Origin of the sequence: Leptolyngbya sp. Heron Island J (genome assembly GCF_000482245.1) — a bacterium.
GTDB lineage: Bacteria > Cyanobacteriota > Cyanobacteriia > Phormidesmidales > Phormidesmidaceae > Leptothoe.
In genome coordinates this window covers 16,908-34,768 of the sequence record NZ_AWNH01000079.1, presented here as the reverse complement: position 1 = coordinate 34,768, position 17,861 = coordinate 16,908, and the positions used below count along the sequence as shown (strand labels likewise).

The 17,861-nt window shown below is 47.1% G+C and carries 18 protein-coding genes; 13 read left to right on the top strand and 5 right to left on the bottom strand.

What is annotated here, in order from left to right:
* The first annotated feature begins 4 nt into the window (after window positions 1–4).
* Window positions 5–247, top strand: coding sequence for a hypothetical protein (locus N836_RS62010; protein WP_023074895.1), 243 nt, complete (start codon window positions 5–7; stop codon window positions 245–247).
* An 84-nt stretch (window positions 248–331) separates the two neighbouring features.
* Here N836_RS62010 and N836_RS0138965 read toward each other — a convergent pair whose 3' ends face one another.
* Window positions 332–727 (bottom strand): hypothetical protein, encoded by a 396-nt coding sequence (locus N836_RS0138965; RefSeq protein WP_023074894.1) that lies wholly within the window; start codon window positions 725–727, stop codon window positions 332–334.
* Between the two features lie 1,052 nt (window positions 728–1,779).
* Between N836_RS0138965 and N836_RS62005 the strand changes: the two genes are divergently transcribed.
* The 3 genes from N836_RS62005 (at window position 1,780) to N836_RS62000 (ending at window position 3,671) form a co-directional block, all read left to right on the top strand.
* Window positions 1,780–2,118: a hypothetical protein gene (locus tag N836_RS62005; protein WP_023074893.1), complete on the top strand. Its 339-nt coding sequence runs from the start codon at window positions 1,780–1,782 to the stop codon at window positions 2,116–2,118.
* A 143-nt stretch (window positions 2,119–2,261) separates the two neighbouring features.
* Window positions 2,262–2,732, top strand: coding sequence for a YchJ family protein (locus tag N836_RS0138960; RefSeq protein ID WP_031293593.1), 471 nt, complete (start codon window positions 2,262–2,264; stop codon window positions 2,730–2,732).
* A 228-nt stretch (window positions 2,733–2,960) separates the two neighbouring features.
* A complete protein-coding gene (locus N836_RS62000; protein WP_023074891.1) occupies window positions 2,961–3,671 on the top strand; it encodes a COP23 domain-containing protein in 711 nt (236 codons plus the stop codon).
* A 66-nt stretch (window positions 3,672–3,737) separates the two neighbouring features.
* Here the strand turns inward: N836_RS62000 and N836_RS61995 are convergent, their stop codons facing one another.
* Entirely contained in the window at window positions 3,738–4,733 is a 996-nt protein-coding gene (locus N836_RS61995) for a cysteine synthase A (RefSeq protein WP_023074890.1), read from the bottom strand.
* 199 nt (window positions 4,734–4,932) lie between these two features.
* Entirely contained in the window at window positions 4,933–5,889 is a 957-nt protein-coding gene (locus N836_RS61990) for an ABC transporter substrate-binding protein (protein WP_152532232.1), read from the bottom strand.
* A gap of 82 nt (window positions 5,890–5,971) precedes the next feature.
* Between N836_RS61990 and N836_RS0138955 the strand changes: the two genes are divergently transcribed.
* Window positions 5,972–7,294, top strand: a complete 1,323-nt coding sequence (locus N836_RS0138955; protein ID WP_023074888.1) for an ATP-binding protein — start codon at window positions 5,972–5,974, stop codon at window positions 7,292–7,294.
* A gap of 89 nt (window positions 7,295–7,383) precedes the next feature.
* On the opposite strand, the gene N836_RS61985 is transcribed toward N836_RS0138955, so the two are convergent.
* Window positions 7,384–8,025: a peroxiredoxin gene (locus tag N836_RS61985; RefSeq protein WP_023074887.1), complete on the bottom strand. Its 642-nt coding sequence runs from the start codon at window positions 8,023–8,025 to the stop codon at window positions 7,384–7,386.
* Window positions 8,026–8,539: 514 nt separating this feature from the next.
* Here N836_RS61985 and N836_RS61980 point away from each other — a divergent pair.
* On the top strand, window positions 8,540–9,238 hold the full coding sequence (locus N836_RS61980) for a response regulator transcription factor (protein WP_023074886.1): 699 nt from the start codon (window positions 8,540–8,542) through the stop codon (window positions 9,236–9,238).
* A gap of 27 nt (window positions 9,239–9,265) precedes the next feature.
* Here the strand turns inward: N836_RS61980 and N836_RS61975 are convergent, their stop codons facing one another.
* A complete protein-coding gene (locus N836_RS61975; protein ID WP_023074885.1) occupies window positions 9,266–9,691 on the bottom strand; it encodes a DUF1824 family protein in 426 nt (141 codons plus the stop codon).
* 208 nt (window positions 9,692–9,899) lie between these two features.
* Between N836_RS61975 and radC the strand changes: the two genes are divergently transcribed.
* From radC to N836_RS73700, 7 genes are all read left to right on the top strand, one after another.
* Window positions 9,900–10,658 (top strand): RadC family protein, encoded by a 759-nt coding sequence (gene radC, locus N836_RS61970; RefSeq protein ID WP_442785778.1) that lies wholly within the window; start codon window positions 9,900–9,902, stop codon window positions 10,656–10,658.
* A 244-nt stretch (window positions 10,659–10,902) separates the two neighbouring features.
* The gene (locus tag N836_RS61965; RefSeq protein WP_023074883.1) at window positions 10,903–11,520 is read left to right on the top strand and encodes a sodium-dependent bicarbonate transport family permease; all 618 of its coding nucleotides are present in this window, start codon (window positions 10,903–10,905) and stop codon (window positions 11,518–11,520) included.
* Window positions 11,521–11,591: 71 nt separating this feature from the next.
* Complete coding sequence (locus tag N836_RS61960; RefSeq protein ID WP_023074882.1) at window positions 11,592–13,271, top strand: SulP family inorganic anion transporter; 1,680 nt, start codon at window positions 11,592–11,594, stop codon at window positions 13,269–13,271.
* Window positions 13,272–13,376: 105 nt separating this feature from the next.
* Window positions 13,377–13,514, top strand: coding sequence for a hypothetical protein (locus N836_RS76700; RefSeq protein WP_023074881.1), 138 nt, complete (start codon window positions 13,377–13,379; stop codon window positions 13,512–13,514).
* A gap of 462 nt (window positions 13,515–13,976) precedes the next feature.
* Window positions 13,977–14,822 (top strand): hypothetical protein, encoded by an 846-nt coding sequence (locus N836_RS61955; RefSeq protein WP_023074880.1) that lies wholly within the window; start codon window positions 13,977–13,979, stop codon window positions 14,820–14,822.
* Window positions 14,823–15,097: 275 nt separating this feature from the next.
* Window positions 15,098–15,481, top strand: coding sequence for a hypothetical protein (locus N836_RS61950; protein ID WP_023074878.1), 384 nt, complete (start codon window positions 15,098–15,100; stop codon window positions 15,479–15,481).
* Between the two features lie 427 nt (window positions 15,482–15,908).
* Window positions 15,909–17,822 carry a sensor histidine kinase gene (locus N836_RS73700; RefSeq protein WP_161635014.1) on the top strand — a complete coding sequence of 638 codons (1,914 nt, stop codon included), beginning with the start codon at window positions 15,909–15,911 and terminating at the stop codon, window positions 17,820–17,822.
* The last annotated feature ends 39 nt before the right edge of the window (window positions 17,823–17,861 follow it).

Genomic DNA, 17,861 nt, shown 5'->3' with positions numbered 1-17,861 from the left:
AATAATGAATGGGCGCTTTGCCAAACTCATGCATATTGCTGACCCCGACTATATCAATACTGTTTTTTCGTTTCCCTATCGTGGTGTAACGATTCAAATCGCCAGCAGCACTCATCTAGACGCAAAAATTTATACGGCTTGGATTGATTACGCTACAGGTAGTGCTGTCGCTGTACCTAAGGCTTATAGCCGCAGTGAAGCGATTAGACGAGCTAAAACCTGGGTAATGGAGAAATTTACATTCTGATACAGAAAGTAACAGCCAACGATGATCAGAAAACTGATATCCGCTGACTGTTATTTTCTGTATTGGGTGTTGTGAGGAAACGCCTTAGTCTGTCGTTTCCTCGGAGCCAGCATCTGGTGCTGAGGAGATGTCCTCCTTTTTATCTGGAATGAATAGTTTTTCTAGACGCTCTTTAGACCAACTTTCGCTGACAAATGATACGGCGCTAATCTCTTTCAGGCGCACCAGCCAAACGGTACGACGGGATACTTCATCGTCAGGTTCGTCGTCTTCATCAGGCTCGTATACATGTACGTAAACGATTTCAACGCAGGTATCGTCCAGATAAACGGGAACACCACTTAACCCGCCCCAAGGAAGGCGGACCTGTACCTCGTTACCCTCCTGCATAGCCTCATCTAAACGCTGATGTAGACGCCCATAGTAGGATTGCTTCTTGCTATCCCCAACGAGATAAGGTACTTGCCGATTTGTAGTCATGGCGCTCCCTGTCAAGCTAGTGAACAAATTTTGAGAATCAATGACACGTCAGCTCAGGCTGATGTGATCAAGCTGCAGCTATTCACTGCTCTTATTTCGTTACGGGTATGGGTTGATGACGATTAAATCCCGCTGAAAAGCCCCCCGTGCCAGATATTTAGTTTCATAACCTAAATTATGTCAACTAAATAAGTAGTAGTTGTGGAGACACCTCAGCGGTAAATTTAGCATGATCATCCCGTACTTATAGGTTAACTAGTTGGCCTCGAGGTGACAGTAAGTATTTCCGCACATTATTGATACGGGCCATGGGCATGGGGGCTATTGGTATTGGAAGGGCTGAACTTGCTGATATCTACGCAAGTATGCATGCGCACAGGTGTCTACTACCATGAGACTTCTGATATCTACAAGTATGACAATGCCCATTTCGTACTATGGACTGGTTTTAAGGAATGATAGGCTTTGATTTGATTGGCTTTGATGGGAGCAGAGAACAATCTTTTTAATAAATGCTGTCTCATAAAGTCTCATAAAATCTTTTTGCTTGTTATTTCTTGATGAAATAATTTTGCTGTTATGCATAGAGTTTACTCCATAAGTGATATCGCCTATTAAGGCAGGACTTATTTTATGAAAATATCTTCATTTTCGTGTTTAAGATGAATAGGAGCAAAGTTTTTGAAAAATACTCTACTGTTTATAGCTCTAGAGGATTGTGCAGAGCCATTATCATATTGAATGCTTTTTATAGAACCTCTCAGAGCATCGTTCGGATACAATAAGGACGCAACAAGGACGCAACGAGAATCTTTCTATTTTTAGAAAATTCCAGAAGGTATTTTTCGCTCTCGAAAGAACCAATTCTTAACCTGTCATACCTCCAGTCAGGGTTATATATCTGAGGGCTAATGTAGTCAAAGCTATATTGAGATACCATTGCGTTGAATGCCAACCAATCCTAAAAAAAGAATGTAAACTCTAGGTATGGTTTCCATTTGTTGTGCTACAAAATGTAGCGCTCAATGTACATATACTTTGCAAAACTATTAATGAGCCTGAACACCAAACTGCCCACTACCGATATGCAGGTTACTAGCATCCGTTTTGAACGGGAGTTGATTGATAAGCTCAAGACCCTGGCAGGTAGTCGCGGCTATCAGTCACTGGTGCGGGAGGTGCTGTGGGATTATGTTCGCCAGCATTCGGATGATCCTGGTTTTCAAATACAGCGTCAGCAAATCCGGTCAATTATGGCCGCTGAAGCACAACGTCGTGAGCGCTGTGCTTTAACGGGCGTCACTATTGAGCCTCAAGAAGAGATGTGGATGGCGTTTACGACAGAACATGAGCTGGTGCCTTTGAGTATTGATAGTTTGGAAGAGGATTAGGCTGAACTCTTGTAGCATTATCCGTGTGTTGAGCTGTGTTTATGTCGGCTAATGTGACCTGTGCCTGAGCCGTTGGCCAGGCACAGGTCGTTTGATTCGGGTTGAGTCTGGTAGGCTGACGGCTAAATGAGTTTGTATAGCCTATGTCTTCTAGCAATTTGTGTCCTTGTGGTAGCAAACGCCCCTACGCCAACTGCTGTGAGCCATATCTGGTACAAGCTGCTATAGCGCCGACTGCAGAAGCTTTGATGCGATCGCGATACGTAGCCTACTACAAAGGCAATATAGAGTATCTAATTAACACCCGCTATCCATCAAAACGGAAATTTGATGATCGCATTAACCTCATCAAAAGTCTCAAGACCACCGTATGGGAATCGCTAACGGTGGTCAGCACCAGGCAAGGTAAAAAAACTGACACAGCCGGCTATGTAGAATTTGTAGCCGTTCACAGTCAGCCAGAGTGGGGGCAACTCCACGAGCGTTCTAAATTTATAAAAGAGAAAGGCCGCTGGTTTTACGTCGATGGTGAGCTGCTGCCGCCCATACTACCGAAACGTAATCAGGCCTGTTGGTGCGGCAGTGGGAAAAAGTTTAAACATTGCCACGGCTAAAAAGTGTTGAGTTTTGAATTGGCGCTCTGGGGTTGATTGAGTCAAGTCCAAGGGCTGCAGCGCATTATGCAAAACCCAAAATTTAAAGCGCATAATACACCCCAACCTACTTACTACAAACTGCGTAGCCAATTTACGCACTGGCCTCAACTCATCGCTCAGCTATTCACGCTACGTTAGTCTCAGTGAGGAGCCATCCGCTAATTTAGGTATATAAAGGAGTTCGCCATGAGCTGGACGATCATGCCTCAGAACCCATGCCAGAAAGTTCTCTCCCCAACCAACCTCCTGCCGGTTGCGAAAGTGCTTATCCTCAGCGTTATAGTAGGGCCAATTTTAGGGCCCAGTGTAGCCTTGGCAAGCGATGGAGAAGAGGTGCCTGAACCTGCCAGTTCCAGATTTACCTGCGAGATTCAAAATGGCGAGTATACAGTGATGTATCGCCCTAAGAGTGAACCAGGGCAGGCATATCCGTGGGCTGTACCCAGTGAAATGGGCGGTGGTTGGACACCTGAGCGACGCTGTGAAACCATCAGTGCTCGCCTGGAAGAATATCGCCCCGATGGCTTGGTGGAGCTACGTACTGATGTTGAGAATGGCTATAACACAGTCTGTGCTACCACTGACGAGGATCTAGAAACCTGTCGGATTGTCTTTACTGTACCGCCTGGCCAAGATCCGATCGCTACTCGCGACGCCGTTTTCTCGAATATTACCCTGGCTGATGCAGGGACGAATACGAGCGCTGTGAATACGTTTGTTGGCGGGATGAGATTACCAGAAACTGATTTGTTGGGCACCGGAGGGCTCAATGATGAGATTTTAGGAGCTGTACGTGGAGCGCTAGGGGGGCACTCAACTCGTCGTAGTCCTAGTGGTATATATCTAAAGCCCTACTTAGACCCAGCAGATGGGGGAACTGGTCTGTACCTCAATTAATCTCAATTAATCAGGTTTGTCTCTGATATAGCCAGATGTGATGTAGCCAGATGTGACTACTTGAAGCTACTCTTTGGGCGGCAGTAACTGATTGGACCACAGGTCTTTGGCCTCTAACCATTCTCGATTAAAGATTTTTGACTGATATCGAGAGCCACTGTCACAGAGCACGGTGACAATGGTATGGCCAGGTCCCATTTGCTTAGCCAGGGCAAAGGCTGCGCCTACATTAATGCCGACAGACCCACCCATAAAGAGACCGTCTTTATAGAGAAGTTGGTAAACCACCCTGAGCGCTTCTGGGTCATCAATGCGAATAGCATCATCGGCCGGGGCTCCAGCCATGTTACCTGTGACGCGTCCATTGCCTATCCCCTCGGTGATGGAGTTACCTTCAGATTTAATTTCACCGGTTTTGACATAGCTATATAGGCCACTGCCCATGGGGTCGGCAACGACACACTTAATGGCAGGATTTTTTTCTTTCAGAAACATGGCTGTACCGGCATAGGTGCCACCGGTCCCGGTTGCTGCTACCCAGGCATTGATAGTGCCATCGGTCTGCTGCCAAATTTCTGGACCGGTGGTCTCATAGTGGGCCTGGCGGTTGGCCAAATTTTCAAACTGATTTGCCCAGATAGCATTGTCCGTCTCTTCAGCGAGTCGGCCTGATACCTTAACGTAGTTGTTGGGGTCTCGATAGGGAACAGCTGGGACCGTACGCACATCCGCTCCTAAGGTGCGTAGCAGGTCAATTTTCTCTTTAGATTGTGTTTCGGGAATGACGATGACGCATTTATAGCCTTTAGCATTGCAAATGTGGGTCAGGCCGATACCAGTATTACCAGCAGTGCCTTCAACAACGGTACCACCGGGCTTGAGCAGCCCCTTTTTTTCAGCGTCTTCAATAATAAAGAGAGCGGCTCGGTCCTTGACTGAGCCACCTGGATTAAGGAATTCAGCTTTACCTAGGATTTCACAGCCAGTTTCATCGGAAAAGCTATTGAGTCGAATCAGCGGGGTGTTGCCAACGGTGCCAACAAAACCTTGCTTGATATCCATAGGAGCCTGTGTCCAGTAAACGTTGGGTAATCAGTCTTTTTATCCTAATGGGGAATGGGACATGGGAAACGCTAGAAAAGCATAAAAGAAATGTAGACGTTGCTGAATCGAACCATGATGCCATCGGTAAAGTAAGGGCTGATTGTACTTTCTTCAGACCGGTTTATCCTCTAAATCGGTAACAGCGAAACGCAAACACCTATGACCAAAGGCTGAGGTCGATGGAGGTATCTAACAATGGCAGGGTTTCAATTAAGCCTGCTTCCACCAGCTGCTGAGCAGAGTGCTGCCAGCGCCTTGGATCGAGGGTGCCGATGGTCTGACCGTTGTTTTGTACGTAGTTGGCAATAATCTTAAGGGATTGGGTTTGGTAGTTAACATCCTGATAGTCTGGCTCAACATATTGCTGAACCAAAAGCTGGGCGGTTTGGGAGGGATGGTTGATGGCCCAGCGCCAGCCTGCAAAGGTGGCAGCTAAAAACCGCTTTAGATAGTGAGGTTGCTCAGTGACTAATTGCGTAGGGGCAAAAATTACCTGACTGTAGGCGTCGAAACCGTATTGATGGAAGGTTAGTACGGTAGGGGGTTGGCCTAGACGACGGGCAAAATCCAGTGGTTCATCTAGGGCGTAACATTGGACAGCGTCAAATTCGCCGTTAATTAGACGCTGATGCTTGTCGCGATAGGGGATGGTGACAATGTCTATTTGGTCTGCGGGGATATGGTTTTTGGATAAAACCAGGGCTAAGGCTTGACGACCGTCGCTATGGACACCGATACGTTTGCCTGGGAGCTGTTGGAGATGGCTCAGGTTTTGCTCGGGCAGGCTCATTAGGGATAAGGGTGAGGCTTGCAGCATGGTTGCGATCGCAACCACTGCCACCCCCTGTGCCTGCGCTGCCAAAATCAACGACTCTTCTGCACAGCCCAGGGTATGGGGTTGGGATACAACCGTTTGAATCACATCTAAATCAGGTGGAGCTGGCTTGAGGGTAACAGCCAGTCCTTGACGTCGATACTTGCCGTAAGCCTCTGCCACACACAGACCCGCAAACTGCGCATTGAGCCGCCAATCGAGCTGCATAGTTAGTGGCTGCAATCGACGCCAGGGTATCAGTCCGGCTCCAGCTTGTAAAAAAACGCGGCGCGATATCAACGCAGTATCTCTCCAGAACAAATAATTAACTGACCGTTTTCCATCGTAAAGACATTCGCCCGAATTCGGGCAATCTAAACCCGTGGATACTGGGCAGGAAATTTTGATGGTTCGAAGTGGAGCAATCTTTGAAACCTTAGTAGATAGACAGCAGCTGTGGACTACACTGTTCAACCACCTCAAGACAGCTATTCATCTGAAAACCCTACAAGGACAGTGGCTCTATGCCAATGACGCCAGCCATCGGCTCTGGGGACATGGCCCGATTGGAGAGACTACAACCGAGCAGCCCAAAACTGACCGAGATCTATTACCCCTGGCCCAGGTTGTAGACTTTGCCCAGGCAGATGCCAAGGTTATGCGCCATCAAAACGATACTGAATTTACAACCCGCTACTCACGTTATGCCAGCACAATTCTGGTTCGTAAATCTTTGATTTCTTTAACCCACGATCACCCGTTGATTTTGACTGAGTGTCAGGATGTGACCAATTGCTACCAGCAGCCTACAAATACTGACGCTTTGGAAGATGTTCTACAAGAGCTTCAGCAGGCTCAGCTACAGCTTGTTCAGAATGCAAAAATGTCTCACCTGGGGCAGTTGATGGCGGGTGTTGCCCATGAAATTAACAATCCGGTCAATTTTATCTATGGTAATATTCGCCATGCTCAGTCCTATACTCAAGATCTGATTGCATTAATCAGTGCCTATCAAGCGGTCTATACCCACCCCATGGACAACTTGCAGACATTGTTAGATGAGAGAGACTTTGACTTTCTCTCGACAGATTTACCTAAAGTATTGGCATCTATGCAATTAGGGGCTGAGCGGATTCGGTCAATTGTGGCATCGTTGAGCATATTCTCGCGGATGGATGAAGCAGAGATGCAACTTGTTAATCTCCATGAGGGGATTAACAGCACACTGATGATTTTGGAACATCGATTGAAGGCTAATAATCACCGCCCTGCCATTGTTGTTCATAAACAATATAACAAGTTACCCTTGGTGGAATGCTATGCGGGGCAGCTCAATCAAGTATTTATGAACCTATTGGTCAATGCTATTGATGCGATCGATGAATCTATTGAGAACAATACTTTGGCAATACTGCCATGCATTACTATTTCTACTCGCTTAGAAAAGCAGCAAGCGATTATGACCATTCATAATCATGGTCCCGGTATTCCAGTCCATATTCAGTCGCGATTGTTTGACCCATTCTTTACCACAAAGCCCGTTGGGAAAGGAACAGGTATGGGGCTGTCTATTAGTTACCGAATTATCAACGAGCGTCATGGGGGGCGCTTGACCTGTGAGTCAAGTGATGAAATCGGAACAACCTTCACCATCGTGCTTCCCGTCCGCCAATGCCTGGTTGCCGATGGGAGCAGACCTCAATAAAAAAGGTGCCCCCAAAAGAGCACCCTTGACGGTTCCAGCGGAGTGGATATCTAGAGAATGTTGTTTCTCACTTATTATTGCCTATTTGCCTATTTGTTAGGCTGAGGAGTCATCCGGAGGTAGGGCTTAACCTCGGTAACACCTTTGGGGAACTGTTGTTTGGCATCTTCAGTAGAAATGGAAGGGACCACAACACAATCACCACCGTCTTGCCAGTTAGCAGGAGTGGCTACCTTATGGTAATCAGTCAATTGTAGAGAATCGATGACACGTAAAATCTCATCAAAGTTACGACCAGTGCTGGCAGGGTAAGTGATGGAGAGACGTAGCTTTTTGTTGGGGTCAATCACAAATACAGACCGCACAGTCAAGGTGTTGCCAGTGCTGGAATTGGGATGAATCATCCCATACAACTCAGAGACTTTCTTGTCCTCGTCGGCCAGAATGGGGTAATCAACGCTGGTACCTTGGGTTTCGTTGATATCACCAATCCAGCCGTTGTGAGATTCAACACCATCAACGCTCAGGGCAATAGTTTTAACATTGCGCTTGTCGAACTCAGCCCGATACTTGGCTACGGTGCCTAGCTCAGTGGTGCAAACAGGGGTGTAGTCAGCGGGGTGGGAGAAGAGCACAACCCAGCTATCGCCAGCCCATTCGTAAAAATTAATATCCCCAGCGGAAGATTTCTGGGTAAAGTCTGGGACCTGATCGCCTAATTGAAGAGCCATAACCGAATTTCCTAATGTTTCCTTACATCAACTGCCTGTAATACTGCCCAATGCAGGGCAGCTTCAGATAAGCATCTCATAAACCCCGGTATTCCGGTCGGAGTTTAGATGATTCTTAATCATCCTAACGTGAAAGGACTCAAATGGTATCAACTGCAGCAGTTGTCTAGGAGTAAATATGTATATTTTTTAACCCCGTTGGGCTCAGTGATTAAGCCCAAATAATTGATTGGCCGGGGTGTCTGCTGCCTGGTGCTGACCGTTAGCTATCAACGCGTAAATGTCAGGAATTGATGCCAAACCTGATCTATAGCTGGAACGATAGCGTTGCTGTAGAAACAGCAACCGTCATAGCGGAGTCAGGGTGATTGCTGCGATTTCGATCGCTTTGGTTTTGTCTGAACTGTTTCACCTGTAGGGTGAGCATTGGGTGCTGAAAATAGATAAGCTGGATTCGTTCTAATATCCTCCAATACCCATTAAGCTTAGGAACTGTAGCGTCAAAGGAAAGGCCATGGCAGAGACAGCTAAACGAGTCCTGTTGGTAGATGATGAACCCGGCTTGCGCGAGGCGGTTCAAGCCTATTTGGAAGACAGCGATTTTCAGGTGCGTACAGCTAGCAATGCTACGGAAGGCTTGGAGCTATTACAGCAGGAAACGCCAGATGTGCTGATCTCAGACATTATGATGCCTGAAGTGGATGGTTATACGTTTCTAAAACAGGTGCGCGAAGACCCCCGCTACAAATCACTGCCGGTCATTTTTTTGACAGCTCGTGGGATGACTAGCGATCGCATTCAGGGCTATAACGCAGGGTGTGATGCCTACCTATCCAAACCGTTTGATCCAGAAGAGCTGGTAGCTATGGTCAGTAACCTGATTGAACGTCAGGCAGCCCGCACACCAGAGGCTGGCACCGTCCCTGATATTGCCGCCATGGCGCGCCAAATCGAGGAAATCAAGGCGCTACTCACCCAGCGAGGAACGATCCCACAAAAAACGTCACCGATTCGTATTGATCTGACACCTCGCGAGCAGGATGTCTTAAACTTGGTAGCCGAAGGCCTGATGAATAAGGAAATTGCTAGCCGACTGGGCACTACTGTACGCAACGTAGAAAAGTACGTGAGTCGTTTATTTGGGAAGACGGGGACCAACAGCCGGACAGAACTAGTCAGATTTGCCCTTGAGCATGGGTTGGTGACGACTTAGTGGGGGTGAGCTGATCCCCACGTATCCTTACTCATCAAATAAATCCAATGGAAACGGCCCATATGTGCCATTAACGAGGTCATACTCGGGTTCGCTGGTATGAAAAGAGACGAGGACGCCACGATTCGGTCCCACATAGTCATCTAGATACCAGGCCCCCTTGAGGGTATTGAACTTGAGGTAAACAGCTCCCTGGCGTTCAGGAAGTTCCAAGTTAATGGGGCGACATAGATGTCCCACATAGGCTTCAGTCGCTGCCTTACCTGCAGCCAGGGTATCTGTGCAAATGCCGAGGGTTTCGTAATCGGCTAATTCGCTAAACCACATCAATGCATCAACTAGATCCTGCTTTTGCTTTTTAGAGAGCTGAGGCGGGGTGACTAAACAACTAAACTGAGCCAGCTGCTGACGGATCTTTTTAAGATTGGCCGGTGAAGGAGTGAGGTCTAGCATCGCGTTTGAGTAGAGGAATGCTGTAAGGCTGGCTGATGATTTCGTGTTGATCAAGGTTGCTCTAAGGCGGGTTGATGGGCTCACTAAATCATGTGGCCGGAATCTTGCCCACATCCAATACTCGCGGTTTACCGGGAAGACGGCTACAGATTGTGCCTTGGATATGGGGTGAAGACAACAGCGCGTTGATTATTATGCCATTGAGCCCATGCCTATGACACTCACCTGCGATCGCAGAGCGCGCTATAACCTGCGGGTTAAGGATATGCCGACAGAGCAGCGGCCGCGCGAACGTCTGATGACCTACGGGGCTAAAAATTTAACATCTGCTGAACTGCTAGCTATTTTGCTGGGCACTGGCGTCAGCCGTGGGCATAAACTATCGGCTGTGAATTTAGGTCAATACATCCTCAATGCATTGGCTCAAGAAGGGGCGTCGGCCTTGGACGCATTACGAGATGTAACACCGCAAGAGCTAATGACCATACCGGGCATTGGCGCGGCTAAGGCCACTACTATTCTGGCTGCCCTGGAGCTGGGTAAACGCGTATTACAAAACCGCCCTGCTGATCGTACGCTGGTGGATGATCCCGCCGTCGCAGCTGCAGCCCTAAGCCAAGATTTAATGTGGCAAGCCCAGGAGAGATTTGCGATCGCCCTGCTGGATGTTAAACATCGTTTACTAGGCACAAAAATTATTTCTCTGGGTACTGCTACTGAGACGCTGGCCCATCCGAGAGAGATTTTTCGTGAAGTGATTAAGCAAGGAGCAACTCGTGCTATTGTGGCCCACAATCACCCCTCTGGTATGCTTGAGCCCAGTGATGCGGATTTAGACCTGACACGCCAGCTACTGGCAGGGGCCAAGATCCTGGGAATACCGCTTTTAGACCACCTGATTTTAGGCAATGGAGATTTTCTGAGTCTGCGTCAGACTACAGAGCTGTGGCACGGGCAAGATGAATAAATATTAGGTAAATATTAGAACCGCAACAATTTATTTAGCCCACAACAAATTACGAGATACACTTTAATCCACTCAAGTCAGGTTTGAGTGAAGCTTGCTCAGCATAACTAAATAAATGTTTATAAATCATCGTCTCAGAGGATTGTTCAATACGATGCTTCTCATTCGATGATAGGTTTGAATTTACTCGACACACGAATGACACACGAATGCTATCGGTCACACCACTTTATCTAAGTGAGCTATGGACTCTAGCTTAATTCTTTCGAATGTTTTAAACCCACCTGTCTTATTTTTCTTTCTTGGCTTAACAGCCGTACTGCTCAAGTCGGATTTGGAAGTTCCCCAGCCGATCCCCAAACTGTTCTCTCTGTATTTATTGTTGGCCATTGGTTTTAAGGGTAGCCATGAATTCCATGCCAGTGGTTTAAGTGGGGATATGGCGCTGGCGTTAATTGCCGCTGTTGTAGTGGCGGCTGTTGTGCCTGTTTATTCTTTCTTTATTTTGCGGCTAAAGCTCGATCTCTACAACGCCGCAGCGATTGCAGTGACCTATGGGTCTATCAGTGCGGTAACGTTTGTAACGGCTAGCTCGTTTCTCTCTCGGGTAAATGTTGACTTTGATAGTCATAGGGTGGCTGCTCTAGCATTAATGGAGTCACCTGCTATTATTGTGGGCCTGTTGTTGGTGAGAGTTTTTGCGAACCACCGTGATGCTAGAAGTTCGCAAGACACGTTTGATTGGTCTGAAGTATTGCGGGAATCTTGTCTGAATGGGTTGACCTTTGTCTTATTAGACATGGGACTGGTGGCGGCTCGCCGATTTAAAGATTTGCTCACAGTTCGATGGCGTTGGCTTTAACCTTTCCGTGCAACATCATCATCATCACTTCTGTTTACTTTCAGTTAATTCAAAACCTTTGGGGTTAGATCATGACATTCTCTCCATCTGTCCTACTACCCAGTCTCAACTTCAAGAATCTGCGGGGAGACTGCTTTGGTGGTGTAACCGCAGCTATTGTTGCCTTACCCTTAGCTTTGGCATTTGGTGTGGCCTCTGGGGCCGGACCCATTGCCGGTCTATATGGAGCTATCTTCGTTGGCTTTTTTGCAGCCCTGTTTGGTGGCACCCCGTCGCAAGTTTCCGGTCCGACCGGTCCAATGACAGTTGTCATGGCCTCCACCTTTGCCGCCCTGATCGCCAAACACCCAGAAACTGGTTTAGCCATGGCCTTTACAGTGGTCATGCTGGGTGGTCTGTTTCAAATTCTGATGGGCATATTGCGATTGGGTAAATACATTACCCTGATGCCTTACACCGTGATCTCCGGCTTTATGTCAGGTGTGGGTGTGATTATTATCTTGATTCAAATCGGTCCCCTGTTAGGTCATACGGGGCAAGGCGGGGTGATTGATTCGATTCTTCTCTATCCAACCGTCTTTAGTCATATCAATCCTATTGCTGCTGGCCTGGGGTTGTTAACCCTAGCCATTGTGTTTGCCGCTCCGCCCAAGCTCAATCGCATCTTGCCAGCTCCCTTGATTGCCTTAGTTCTATGTACCTACATTTCGGTTAGATACTTTCCCAATAGCGGTATTCCTCGCATTGGTGATATCCCTTCAGGATTACCCAGTTTGCACCTGCCCTATTTCTCCTGGGACAACATCAAAGACATGCTGGGGTATAGCATCATGCTGGCAGTCTTAGGGGCTTTAGACTCCCTGCTAACGTCTCTGGTGGCAGACAGCATTACTCGGACTCAGCACAATTCTGACCGTGAGCTCATTGGTCAAGGCATTGGTAATTGCGTTGCCGGTCTGTTTGGCGGTTTGCCAGGAGCAGGCGCGACTATGCGTACCGTGATCAATGTGCAGACTGGAGGTAAAACCAATCTTTCCGGCATTATTCATGCGGCTGTGCTGGCGCTAATTGTACTTAAAGCCGGAGGCTTGACCGAACCCATCCCCCATGCCGTACTGGCTGGAATTTTAATTAAGGTCGGAATTGACATCATCGACTGGGGCTTTTTGAAGCGAGCCCATTTGCTTTCTACCAAAGGGGCAGGGTTGATGTATCTAGTCATGGGGCTGACAGTATTTGTAGATCTGATTACCGCTGTAGCGGTTGGTGTATTTTTAGCCAACCTGCTGACCATCCAGGCGATTACCGATATTCAAGTACAGGATATGCGGGCGGTAACCCACGGCGATAACGAAAACTGGCTGGCCCCGGAAGAACGCGCTTTACTAAAAGCGGCAAAAGGTCGAGTTTTAATGTTTCACCTGAGCGGTCCTATGAGTTTTGGGGCAGCCAAATCCATTTCTCGACGGCTGGCAATTGTAGAAAATTATGAAATCCTGATCCTGGATCTAACAACTGTTTCTAGATTAGGAGTCACTGCTCTCTTGGCAATTGAAACCATGATTAAAGATGCCCTCGATAAACGACGAGAGGTGTTTTTGGTAGGTGCCCAGAGGCAGGTTGAACAACGGCTGCAACGGTTAGACGTTTTGCGAAAGCTACCGCCAACGCATCAGGTTTCTGAGCGCATAGTTGCCCTGGAACGCTCTATGGAGCTAATTCGTAGCTATGCCCCCCCTGCGGAAGTGTAGGCAAATGGATTAAAAATTACCATTCAGCTTTTTCTATAGATATGATTAAACGGCTTGAGCTCATTGTTGCTGCCGTCATCGTTGAGTAAGGGCTTGCACAGCTGGATGAGTGCGAAGCTCCTGGCTATTCGCGATGGGATTGAAAAGGGCGACCGAGGACAGGTACTCGATGATTTGAATCTAGGAGGAGACCTGGGCAATGCCTATGTTTTTTACTCTGCCAGGCTTCCTAGTTGGCCCTGATCACTGAGCGACTGCAGCTCATACTCAATAAATTTGGAGGAGAAGCTTATGTTTCAGATGTAGCTGTCCTTAATACGGTACACTGTGTGGCGTAGTGGTGAGCTGCTGGCCATTAGAAAGGCGTTAAGCGGCTCTGTGCTGGATGACGAGTTTCTCATGGTTAGTTCATGCTCGTCTTAAAGCATTTTTGAATAATCAGTGTTAGGTTCCTGTCTGCAAATTGGCTTATGCCTATTGCGCATTGGGGGCATGCTGATTGTTCATTCTATGGTCCTGCACCCAGGCTAGGGAATGGAGTTTTAAGTGATTATAATCATGTGCGCCATTATTTGATCTGAGAGCAGTGCCTTCTGAAAACCTCTAGCTTGTAGTCGTTTCAGATGACCTGACCCGGTATCTTTGCAGTGGTTTGTGTGTTCAGGGTGGTTTTCATTGTGACTGTTGGTTAGAGAATCTAAGCTGATGTATAGCCCTACGCAAACGTTAATTGGGACGTTTATTGACTATCTTCAAGCTACTTATCAAGCTGTTTTTGGGTATGGTCAGCCCCAGCACACCGAATTTTTGTGCTCTGCTGCGAATCTAACGTTAGTGGCGATTGCTCGCAGTGATGCTCTTTATCATGATTTGGAGCACACAATTTTAGTGACGTCGGTGGGGCAAGAAATCTTGCAGGCGAAGCGAGTCTGTGAAGGAGATGACAGCGTCACATCAGAGGATTGGCTGCATTTGGTCACCGCTCTGCTCTGTCATGATATTGGGTATTGCAAAGGGGTCTGTCGTCACGATGATTGTGAAGCGGGACGCTATAGGACGGGGATTGATGAAGATTTTATTGTGCTGACGTTTGGGGAAACGGATGCTGCGTTAGGGCCGTATCATGTAGATCGCAGTAAGCTGTTTGTGCAAGAACAATTTCAGCATGCTGCTTTAATTGACAGCACTACTGTGCAGCGGATTATTGACCGGACTCGATTTCCGGCTTCGGCAGACTATGTAATTGCAGATATCAGGGGGCTGGCTGATCTGGGTCGTTCGGCGGATTTGATTGGACAGTTTAGCGATCGCAATTATTTACAAAAGCTGCCGGCACTGTTTTATGAATTTGAGCAAAGTGGTGCTAATGCTAATTTTGGCTATCGGCATATCAAGGATGTCCGCCTAGGGCTGACGGGGTTTTATTGGAACTGTGTGCATGGGTATGTAGAAGATGCGATCGCTTACCTCAAACACACATCAGCGGGTCAGCAAATCATCATGGAACTCAATGCCAACTTATCAGCGGACAAAACTCGTCTGTGCGCTTAGGGGATTGCACAAAAATCAAGTCCCAGGTTGAGACTATAGATGGGTGGATGAGTGATGGGGTAACGGGGGAATTATTCAAGCGCAGGAGCCTTAGCTGGCTGGCTGACCCTCGGGATGCTTTCATCTACAAGATTCAGATGAATGGCCTTCCTGAGTAATTGGTGCATTCTCCAAATCAGCAACGGCATTAAATTTTAGTGATCGTATCTTGCAACATCTGTATCCATATCGGCGGAAAGCACCTAAACTAGGTGCTGTTCTTACCTTAGAGACCAATGGCACCACGCGATGCGAGCAAAACTGCAGCTGCTGCTGAAACCGTAAAAGCTACGCCAACCAAAGACGCAGCCCCAGCTAAATCAGCTCCTACAAAAGCTGATCCCCCAGTGGATACAGAAAACTTAGATACTATCTTCAGCGCTCTCAAAACGCTGATGACGACAGTGGACAAGCTACAAAAATCACGTCAGGAAGTAGGCGATATTAAACCGTTGATTGTGCGCATGCTGGATGGAGAACTCTTATCAGGAGATGAATTAGAACAGCTAAAGACCGGGGTAAGCGGGCTTTCTAAACTGGTACGAATTTACAGTGACTATCAAACTGCGCTCGAAAAAGCTCAGCCTGCCAGAGAAATACTAGATACTGTACTGAAGTAGATTCATGGCAGAGTATGACTGCTGTTAGGGCTAATCATATCTGTTGCATGTAAAGAAGTGACCAATCGCTGCTCAACCAGATAGGAGCTTCCCCAGCTAGCAATAAAAATTAAACGATAGCCCTCTGAAACAAAACTTCTTAAAAAATATTGACTTAATTCAGATATCCAAGGGCCTAAAATCCCCTTTTTACAAGGGGTTTTAGGCCCTTAAATGCTATGGAGAGTGGTTTATTTGAAAGCAATTGGCTAAGACAAACCACTAGCGTGAGCCGCATGACTGGTTACCTTAAGCCGTAGTTGCCTATAGACAGAGCTATTTGAACGCTTTTAGCATCTGTTCTTATCTGCCTGTAAGGGGCTGTATGATGTTTCATCAACTAATGTATGTTCCCCAGGGGGAATGTGCTCTATGGCCAACCAATCTGATGAGCCTGCCCCTTATTGCGGATACTCTGATGGGCATTGCCTATTACGCCATTGCTTGCTCTTTGATCTATTTTCTTCAGAAGCGCAAAGATATCCCCTTTACTTCCATCTTTCTATTATTTGTAGCGTTTATTGTTGTTGGCGGTACTAATCATTTCATAGATGTCTGGACACTGTGGCATCCAGATTACTGGCTATCAGGCACGGTCAAGGTGATAACAGCAGGGATTGTCGTTTCCACAGCGCTTCAACTTATCCCAGTCATCCCTCAAGTCCTTGATCTCCCTAGTCCAGCTCACTTAGAGCAAATCAATCAGCAACTTCAGCAACTTCAGCAAGAAATTTCTGAGCGAAAACAAGCTGAGCAACAACTGCAGCAGCTTAATCAATTTTTGGGACTAAACCTCCGGGAACGGACAGCTGCCTTAGTTAAACAAGAGATCCAGCTGCATGCCTTTTTAGATAACGCTACCGATCTGATTCAGAGTGTGTCTCCTGAGGGGAAGATTTTGTTTGTGAATCAAGCGTGGAAAACAACTTTAGGATATAACGATGCCGATGTCGATCAGATGTCAGTTTCTAGGATTATTCATCCTGATGAAATTGCTTGCTTTCAATCAGTCATACAACAGCTATTGACAACACCAGGAGATGTAATAGCTGTAGAAACTAAATTTATCGCCAAAGACGGTCGGGAGATTCTGGTAGAAGGCAACATTAACTGCCAACTGGAAAACGGACAGCCTGTGGCCTTACGATGGATTTTGAATGATGTTACACAATACAAAAAAGCGACGGAAGAACTGCAGAATTCTAAACTATTTTTAGAGCTAATTCTAAATACAATTCCACTGTATATTTTTTGGAAAGATCAAGAGAGTGTTTACCAAGGCTGTAATGAGCGCTGGGCGACAATGGCAGGTTTGGCAAGCTCTGAACAGGTAGTTGGCATGACTGATCAGCAGCTTCCCTGGACCGATGACGAACGGGAGTGGTATCTGCGATGCGATCGCAAAGTACTCACCACCGGGCAATCCCTACTAAATATCCAAGGGCAACAAACCCAAGCCGATGGTCAACAGAAATGGCGACAGGCTAATAAAGTCCCCATTCGAGATGCAACTGGTCAAATCGTGGGGCTATTAGGCATCATTGCAGATATTACCAAGCGCCAACACACTGGAGGACAACTTCAGCAATATACTAGCCAGCTAGAAGTCGCCAACCAGGAGTTGGAAGCCTTTACCTATTCCGTGTCCCACGATTTACGAGCACCTTTGCGAGCGATCAATGGATTTAGCCAGGCTCTACTAGAAGACTATGGGGATACTCTGGATGAAACCGGAAAAGACTACTGTAATCGCATTCGTAAAAATGCAAGCCGTATGGGCCTGCTAATTGATAATTTGCTGACTCTATCGCGGGTAGCACGAGCTGCAATGCACTACGTGACGATAAATCTGAGTGACCTGGTGCAAGAGCTGGCAAGCGAATTACAGACATCTGCCCCCCATCGTTCTGTCGAATGGATAATTGCCCCTGATGCACTTGTATACGCCGATGCCAACCTGATGCGAATTGTACTAAACAATTTGCTACAAAATGCCTGGAAATTTACCAGTTACCATCCAACTGCCCGCATTGAATTTGGTGTGCTGCAGCAGGATGAAGACCCGATCTACTTCATCCAGGATGATGGAGCCGGGTTTGATTTAGCCTATATCCAGATGCTTTTTAGAGTTTTCCAAAGATTACATACAATTCATGAATTTCCGGGTACCGGAATTGGGTTGGCCACGGTTGAGCGGGCTATTCATCGACATGGGGGAAAGGTTTGGGCTGAGGGAGCTGTAGAGCAGGGAGCCACATTTTATTTTACGATTCCCAAGTATCTGCACTCTGTGGCGACCTAGGCCATGATTTGATTTGAGGAGAAGTTTAGTGGGTCGCAG